This window comes from Actinophytocola sp., from assembly GCF_036002505.1.
In the GTDB taxonomy this organism is placed as follows: Bacteria; Actinomycetota; Actinomycetes; order Mycobacteriales; family Pseudonocardiaceae; genus DASYTH01.
On the sequence record NZ_DASYTH010000182.1, the window covers coordinates 1 to 6,922 of the forward strand.

Here is a 6,922-nt window from a genome sequence, read left to right on the forward strand (position 1 = left end):
GTGCTGACCACCCAGCCGGTGCCGAAGGAGCCGTTGACCTGCTTGGCGAACGTGCGCAGCAGCCCGGTCACGTCCGGCGTCCTGCCGTTGCCGCGGCCCTGGGCCTGGCCGCCGGTCGCCATGGACAGCAGCTGCGCCGGCACCTTGCCGACCAGCACGGTGTCCCAACCGGAGCCCACGACCTGCGGGTCGAGCTGGGTGAACAGGTCACGCGCGGCCTTCGGGTCGATGTGCTCGCCCGGCCTGGTCTCGGTCACCTTCGCGCCCGGCGGCGGGGTGAACTGGAACAGGCTCGCGTCCTGCGCCCCGGGGCTGAACTCGGTGAACCCGACCTCCAGCGCGGCGTCGGACTGGCCGTTCGCCAGCACCTCCAGCCGCAGCGGCACCCGTGTCTCGGAGTCGACCGCCACCCGGATCTCCCGCAGCAGCGTCTTCTCCGTCGGCTTCGGCGTCAGCAGCAGCTGGTAGACCGGCCGGCCGGCGACCTGCGCGGTGCCGTCGACGGTCACGTTGCTGGACTCCTGGACGGTCTCGACCAGCTTCGTCGCCGCGCTGGCCGGGTCGGCGAGCTGCTCGGGCGCCTTCTGCTGGGCGTCGGCCTGGCCGTGCGGGATCTTCCGCACCGTCTTGTCCGACGAGTCCCAGATCCACAGGTTGTCACCGTCGGCCACGATCGTGGTCTCCGCGGCGCGCTGGGCCAGCGAGATGCGGGCCTTGCCGGTCCCGTCGGTGTAGACCCGTGCGGCCACGCCGTCGGCGCCGCCGGTCGGCAGGATCGGCAGCGGCAGCCCCAGGTTCTGCTTCACCTGCACCGACCCGCTGAAGGCCGGAACCTTCGCGGTGAGCACGGACTGCACCAGGTCCTGCGCGCTGATCTGCGGCAACGCCGGCGGAGCGCCCCCCGCTCCGGCCGGTGCGGCCAGCAGCACCAGCCCCACCACCCCGGCGACCGAACCGCTGACCCCGACGCTCAACGCGGTCCTCTTCGTTTTCATGAAATCCCCTACGTTCGCTGTTCGCAATGTTCTCGCAACACAAAGAGTGCACCCGGTGACCTGAGATGGCGCTGAGAGCGGCGGGCAAGCTGAGATTTACCTAAGGCATGCTGTACAGCGTGAGACCCCGCGTGCTGGTGGTGGACGACGAGCCGGGCGTGCGCCGGGCGCTGCAGCGCGGCCTGTCCGCCGAGGGCATGGACGTGATGGTCGCCGCCGACGGACCCAGCGCGCTCGAGGTCGCGCGGACCGGCGCCTACGACGTGATCGTGCTGGACATCATGATTCCGGGGCTCTCCGGCTACCGGGTGCTGCAGCGGCTGCGGTCCGAGGGGGTGCGCACCCCGGTGCTGCTGCTGTCGGCCAAGGACGGCGAGGTGGACCAGGCGGACGGGCTGGACCTCGGCGCGGACGGCTACCTGGTGAAGCCGTTCTCGTTCGTGGTGCTGGTCGCGCAGGTGCGGGCGATGCTGCGGCGCAGCGCCGCCACCGGCGCGGACCGAAGGCTGCGGCTGGGTGAACTGCTCATCGACCGGGCGGCCCGCGAGGTGCGGTTCGCCGGGGAGCTGGTGGCGCTGTCCCCGCGGGAGTTCGCCGTGCTGGACGCGCTGGCGTCGCGGGCGGGCTCGGTGGTGACCAAGGACGAGCTGCTGCGCACGGTATGGGGCGACGAGCAGGCGGCCACCCGCAACGCCGTCGAGGTGTACGTCGGCTACCTGCGCAAGAAGCTCGAGCTGGCCGGTGCGGGCGGGATCGTGCGGACCGTGCGGGGCCACGGCTACCTGGCGTCGAACGCGGACATCGACGCGGTGTTCGACAACCGATGAACGTTGCGCGGGCGCTGTGGTGGCGGCGCACGCTGCGCTTCCGGATCACGCTGGTGGCCGCCGTGGTGACGCTGGTCGTGCTGCTGTTCCTGGCCGTGCTGACCAGCAACCTGATGCGGCCGCTGCTGGTCGGCTCGGCGGACACGGAGCTGCGCGAGGAGCTGGCGGCCGTGCTGCCGGTGGTCGAGTCGGGCCGGGTGCCGGATCCCGGGCCGGTCGGCTTGCAGGTGCACGTGCTGGACACCGCGGGGGATCCCGTTGACGGGCGGCCGAAACCGGCGCTGGACCCGGCCGATGTGCGCTCGTTGAAGGCGGGCACGCCGGTGCTGCGGCTGGGCACCGAGCCGCCGCAGCGCTGGATGGGCACGGTGGTGACCGCGCCGGACGGCTCGCAGCGGCTGGTGGCGGTCGGCACCGCGCTGGTCGGGTACGCCTCCGCGCCGCGCCGCGCGCTGAACTGGCTGATCCTGGCGGCGGTGCTGGGTGCGGCGGCGGCCGGCGTGGCGACCTGGTTCGCGGTCCGCTCGTCGCTGCGTCCGGTGGAGCGGATCCGCCGGGCCGCGGCCCAACTGCCGGCGGGGAGCCGGCTTCCGCTGCCCACCGCGGACGACGAGCTGCGGTCGCTGGCCGCCGCGCTGAACGCGTTGCTGGCCCGGCGGGACGAGGCGACCGAGCGGATGCGCCGGTTCACCGGGGACGCCGCGCACGAGCTCCGCTCCCCGGTGGCGTCCATCCGGGTCCAGGCCGAGGTCGCCGTCGCCAACCCGGATCCCGAGCTGTCCCAAGAAGTTCTGGCCGAGGTGGTGCGCGAGTCCGAACGTCTGTCCACTTTGGTCGACGGCCTGCTCACCCTGGCCCGCTCCGACGCCGGCGAGCTGCCCGCCGCCGAGCCGGTGGACGTCTGCGCCGCCGCCCGGGATGCCGTGGCCCGGCAGGGAAACGAGGGGCCAGCGGTCAACCTGCACACCACCGGCGGCCCGTGCTGGGTCGCCGCCGCACCGTCCGAAGTGGACCTGGTGCTCGACAACCTGCTCCGCAACGCCGTCCGCCACGCCCGCGCCCAGGTCACGGTGTCGGTCCTGCCGGCCACCTCCTTGGTGCGCCTGCTGGTCGACGACGACGGCGCCGGCATCCCCGAAGAGCACCGCGCCCGCGTCTTCGACCGTTTCTACCGCATCCAGGACGACCGGGCCCGGACCAGCGGCGGCTCCGGCCTGGGCCTGGCGCTGGTCGCCGAGGTCGTCCGCCGCCGCGCCGGCACCGTCCACGTCACCGAGTCCCCGGACGGCGGCGCCCGCTTCCAGGTTCGCTGGCGTTCGCTCCACCCTGGACAGTAACCTCACGCCATGTCTGGGGAACGTGGTTCGGGAGCGGTGCCGATGCGCATCGTGGAAAACTCGTTGCTGCGCGGGCTGTTCTGGATCGGGGTTGCCGGAGTCCTGGTCGGGGTGTTCGGAGTCGGGATCTACTCCGGGGAAATGGGACGCGGCGGGGTGGGTGGCCGTCGTCGTGGTCGCCTACGCGGCCATCCCCTACCTGTACAAGCGTTTCCGGCGGCGGTACACGGTTCGCGGGATCACGCTGGTGATCTCGACCCTGACCGGCCGGTCGGAGATCGACCTGTCCGCCGTCCAGGAGATCGACCTGCGCACGCAGTACCACGAGTTCGGCTCGAACCGCAGTAGGAAGCAACTGCTGCTGATCATGGATGACCTCGAGGTTCCCCTCGGCGACGGCATGTCGGGGCTGTATTTCGAGCAGGCCGGATTGCTGGCCCTGGCCGCGGGCCTGCAGCAGTCCGACCTGTCCCGAACCTGCGAGGTCGGCACGAGCATCCAACGGATTGCGGAACGTCCGCATCGCCGGGACTTCTGGCCGCCGGATGAACCGTCCTGGCTCCGAAAGATGTAGCCGGCGACGCCTCAGAGCTGCTGGTCAGGCGGGAACGGGTCGAAGTCGGGGTCCTCCTCGAGCGCCGTCCGGACCGCGTCGCGGTTCTGGTCGATCATCCGCTCGAGATGGCCACGTAGCAGCACGGAGTTCGGCGACTCCCCGGAGAAGATCGCTGCCCAGGTGTCGCGGCCCTCGTCGACCAGGCGCGCCGCCTCCTCCATGTCGAAGCCCAGCTCACCGCGCGCCGCCGAGTCGTGCAGGGCTTGCAGCTCCTCCTGGGTCAGCCGGTTCTCCCGCTCGAACCTGGCGAGATCCTGCCTTGCCTGGGCGACCGCCTGGTCGATCTCGGCCATGGCCGCGCGGAGCCGCTCCTCGAGTTCCGGAACGCCACTGGTCATCCGGGCACCTCGGCGGTGGACGGGGTCGGCGGCAGCGCGTCCACGCTGAACGCGTTGACGCCCGCCGCGATCAGATCCTTGATCATGGTCATTGCGCTCCAGAAGGTTTGGATCACCTTGCGGGCACTGTTGACCATGGTGATCGCCTCCTTGACGGTCTTGATCAGCTTCCACTGACCGAAGACGGGGATCGAGGCGCCGCTCCACGCAGCAGAGACAAGATCGATCACCGTGTGGATGATGTCCACAACCACCTGAGCCATCTTGACCGCCTGCTCGATGGCGTCCTTGAGGTGCCCACTCATCTTCCGCATCGCCGTGCTCTGGTCGGTGAGCACCGTGTGCCACTTGTCCATGTGGCCGGACGACGCGGTGGCGGCGGGCCCTTTCCACGTCCGGGCGATTGCCGCCTTGCCGGTGTCGAGGTTGGCCCGGACGGTCTCGGCGCACTCGGCCACGTGCTGCCAGGCGGACGCCTGCCGGGCCGCCTTCTTGATGTCACCGGCGATCCACTTGGTCACGTACTCCCGCGGGTCGGGCCCACCGACCCAGACGATCAGGTCGCACACCTTGTCCAGCAGCCAGCCGAACGACACCTCCGGCAGGTTCGCTCCGCCGTCGTCGGGCGGGACGAGCTTGGCCGCCGCCGGCGCAGTGTCGTCGAAGCCGTTGGCAACGCCATCGTCGGTGGTATGGGCGGTCTCGCCGCCGGGCAGCTTGGTGAAATGGCTCCGCGAACGCTCGTCCATTTTCTTGTAGTCGTTAGCGGTCGCGATCAACGCGCCGCTTGTCATGTCCAGTCCGCCGCTGTCGGCCTGCAGAACGGCGTGGAACTTGGGGAGCAGCACGGCATAATCGCCGGTGATCACCTCGAGGATGCGGCCGAAGTCGGCGTCCGCGATGTTTCCGGTGCCGTAACCGTGCGCGGAACCCATGTCCTTGCTCGCTCGGCCGACCTGCTCCGCCCATCCACGCAGGTCGCTGATTTCGACTTCCACGCTCGCCACGGCACTCCCTCAGACTCGTCTGTCCTGGAATGCCGGATGGACGGCGCCATTCGGGGGATGGTTCCCGGTGTCAGGAAAATTTCCAGAACGTGACCATTGCCGCAATCTGCAGCATGAGCACCCCGGCGATCACCGCCCACTGCCGGCCGAACGACCAGCGTCGCCGCCATGCCAGTCCTACCAGCACCATGCCGGCAACGCCTGAAACGATGCAACCAATCGTCCAGGCAGGGTCTCCGGACGTCGCGCCGATTCCGATCACAATGATCGAAAACAGCACCGCGCCGACCATCAGCTCATTACGTAGGAACCCCTCGGCAAACGCCGCCGTGGCAGGAGCGAGGAAGCGCACCCACGCCTTCCGCCGCGCCGCCGGCTGCTCCGCTTGATCAATATCGTCGGCACGCTGGAACGCATGCCGAAACAGTGGGCCATCGTCATTGGTCACAGAGCCACCATATCGGGCCGGAACGGCAGCCGTGGTCATCGCGTCTGTATTTCCGAGAGTTGTCCCGCTGTCACATCCAGTACGCTCCTGGCGGGAGCGTCAACGGGACTGCGGGGAAGGGAGTCACCGTGGACGGCGAGAGCGAAGCAAGCCCGCTGGGCCAGGTCGGATACGCCATTACCGGCAGCGGCGGAGGCGGCGCCGGCGGCCAGTACGTCTTCGCCGACCTCGCCGAGTTGACCGCCATCATCACCGAGGCGGAAGCGATCCTGGACGAGATCCGCCTGGACTGGCAAGACCTCAGGCAGGCACGTCAGCTGGTCAGACCTCCGGCCCAGGATGTCATGAGCACGGCGGAAGCCCGGATTACTGCCCAATCGCTGGACGAAGCGGTGCGGCACAACATTGCCATGGCCGACTACATGGCGGCTGAACTGGCGAAGCTGCGGGCTTGCCGCGACGCTTACGTGAGTTCCGGCGAGGAGAGCGCGGCTCGATTGCGCAAGGTGGATGGGGACTGACTCGATGCGAGCGGGCATGATGTGGGTGGTCGCTGGGGTGATCGCCGTTGCGGCTGGTGGCTGTTCATCGGCTGTGGGCGGCCTGCCGATATCTCCATCTGGATCCGGGACGGAGCGGTCAACGCCACCACCAGGGTCGAGTAGTGGCGGGTCGTCGCCGAGCGAGGACAACACGTATGGGGCACCCCGGGTCTCCCACCCACTGGATGCCAGCCGTTTTCTGTCGCGACCGTGCGAGGTGCTGACTCCGGCTCAGTTGAGCGCGCTCGGTGTGAGCAAGCCTGGGAAGGCCAGCACGACGGGTGCGATCGCCGAACAGGTAGGCCCATCTTGCGCGTGGACCGCCGATCGCGAGGTGGACAGCACCATTGGGGTCGGGTTCGTCACCGGTAACAAACACGGCCTCTCTGACACCTATCGCGGGCGGCCGACCTTCGCCTATTTCGAGGAGACGACGGTGGACGGATATCCGGCGGTGTTCGAGGATGGCGTCGATAGTCGGCCGTCGGGCGCATGCAACATCACGGTGGGGATTTCGGACACGCTGACGTTCGGAGCCGGCGAAGTGGGTGGCCGGAAGGGGCAGGCGTCGTGTGACCGGGCGAAGCAGGTGGCGGGGGCCGTGATCGTGACGTTGAAGGCGGGTGGCTGATGGTCGGGATGACCGGCAAGGAAATCTACGACAACTTCACCGGTGGTGATGGGCCGGAGGGGTTGTCGGGCGCGGCGGCCATCGTGAACGAGGTGGCGGGGAAGTACCGCGACCGGGCGGAGCGTATTCGGCGGCTGGTTGGGCGAATGGACGCCGCCTGGCAGGGAGATGCGGCGGGAGC

Annotated in this window: 9 protein-coding genes and 1 pseudogene; 6 read left to right on the top strand and 4 right to left on the bottom strand. The window is 69.4% G+C overall.

Translation table 11 applies throughout. From position 1 onward, the window contains the following. Positions 1–995, bottom strand: a 995-nt coding sequence (locus VGR06_RS15270; protein ID WP_327559730.1) for a hypothetical protein, incomplete at its 3' end; no start/stop codon positions are given. A gap of 107 nt (positions 996–1,102) precedes the next feature. Here VGR06_RS15270 and VGR06_RS15275 point away from each other — a divergent pair. From VGR06_RS15275 to VGR06_RS15285, 3 genes are all read left to right on the top strand, one after another. Continuing rightward, the gene (locus VGR06_RS15275; RefSeq protein WP_327559731.1) at positions 1,103–1,822 is read left to right on the top strand and encodes a response regulator transcription factor; all 720 of its coding nucleotides are present in this window, start codon (positions 1,103–1,105) and stop codon (positions 1,820–1,822) included. Further along, complete coding sequence (locus VGR06_RS15280) at positions 1,819–3,159, top strand: HAMP domain-containing sensor histidine kinase (protein ID WP_327559732.1); 1,341 nt, start codon at positions 1,819–1,821, stop codon at positions 3,157–3,159. Before VGR06_RS15275 ends, VGR06_RS15280 begins: the two co-directional genes overlap by 4 nt. 160 nt (positions 3,160–3,319) lie before the next feature. Further along, positions 3,320–3,733: a hypothetical protein gene (locus VGR06_RS15285; RefSeq protein WP_327559733.1), complete on the top strand. Its 414-nt coding sequence runs from the start codon at positions 3,320–3,322 to the stop codon at positions 3,731–3,733. Positions 3,734–3,744: 11 nt separating this feature from the next. On the opposite strand, the gene VGR06_RS15290 is transcribed toward VGR06_RS15285, so the two are convergent. The 3 genes from VGR06_RS15290 to VGR06_RS15300 all read right to left on the bottom strand — a co-directional run bounded on the left by VGR06_RS15290 (position 3,745) and on the right by VGR06_RS15300 (position 5,568). Further along, on the bottom strand, positions 3,745–4,113 hold the full coding sequence (locus VGR06_RS15290) for a hypothetical protein (RefSeq protein ID WP_327559734.1): 369 nt from the start codon (positions 4,111–4,113) through the stop codon (positions 3,745–3,747). Then, positions 4,110–5,120 carry a hypothetical protein gene (locus tag VGR06_RS15295; protein ID WP_327559735.1) on the bottom strand — a complete coding sequence of 337 codons (1,011 nt, stop codon included), beginning with the start codon at positions 5,118–5,120 and terminating at the stop codon, positions 4,110–4,112. Before VGR06_RS15295 ends, VGR06_RS15290 begins: the two co-directional genes overlap by 4 nt. 70 nt (positions 5,121–5,190) lie before the next feature. After that, positions 5,191–5,568, bottom strand: coding sequence for a hypothetical protein (locus VGR06_RS15300; protein WP_327559736.1), 378 nt, complete (start codon positions 5,566–5,568; stop codon positions 5,191–5,193). Positions 5,569–5,696: 128 nt separating this feature from the next. On the opposite strand from VGR06_RS15300, the gene VGR06_RS15305 reads away from it, so the two are divergent. The 3 genes and pseudogenes from VGR06_RS15305 to VGR06_RS15315 form a co-directional block, all read left to right on the top strand. Beyond that, the gene (locus tag VGR06_RS15305) at positions 5,697–6,089 is read left to right on the top strand and encodes a hypothetical protein (RefSeq protein WP_327559737.1); all 393 of its coding nucleotides are present in this window, start codon (positions 5,697–5,699) and stop codon (positions 6,087–6,089) included. Positions 6,090–6,108: 19 nt separating this feature from the next. Beyond that, a complete protein-coding gene (locus tag VGR06_RS15310; RefSeq protein ID WP_327559738.1) occupies positions 6,109–6,741 on the top strand; it encodes a DUF3558 domain-containing protein in 633 nt (210 codons plus the stop codon). Beyond that, positions 6,741–6,922, top strand: a pseudogene (locus VGR06_RS15315) (hypothetical protein); the annotation flags it as partial. The gene VGR06_RS15310 and the pseudogene VGR06_RS15315, both read left to right, overlap by 1 nt.

Excerpts from the sequence above, each read along its gene's own strand:
- VGR06_RS15275 (WP_327559731.1), top strand. The coding sequence starts at position 1,103 with ATGCTGTACAGCGTGAGACCCCGCGTGCTGGTGGTGGACGACGAGCCG.
- VGR06_RS15290 (WP_327559734.1), bottom strand. The coding sequence starts at position 4,113 with ATGACCAGTGGCGTTCCGGAACTCGAGGAGCGGCTCCGCGCGGCCATG.
- VGR06_RS15280 (WP_327559732.1), top strand. The coding sequence starts at position 1,819 with ATGAACGTTGCGCGGGCGCTGTGGTGGCGGCGCACGCTGCGCTTCCGG.
- VGR06_RS15310 (WP_327559738.1), top strand. The coding sequence starts at position 6,109 with ATGTGGGTGGTCGCTGGGGTGATCGCCGTTGCGGCTGGTGGCTGTTCA.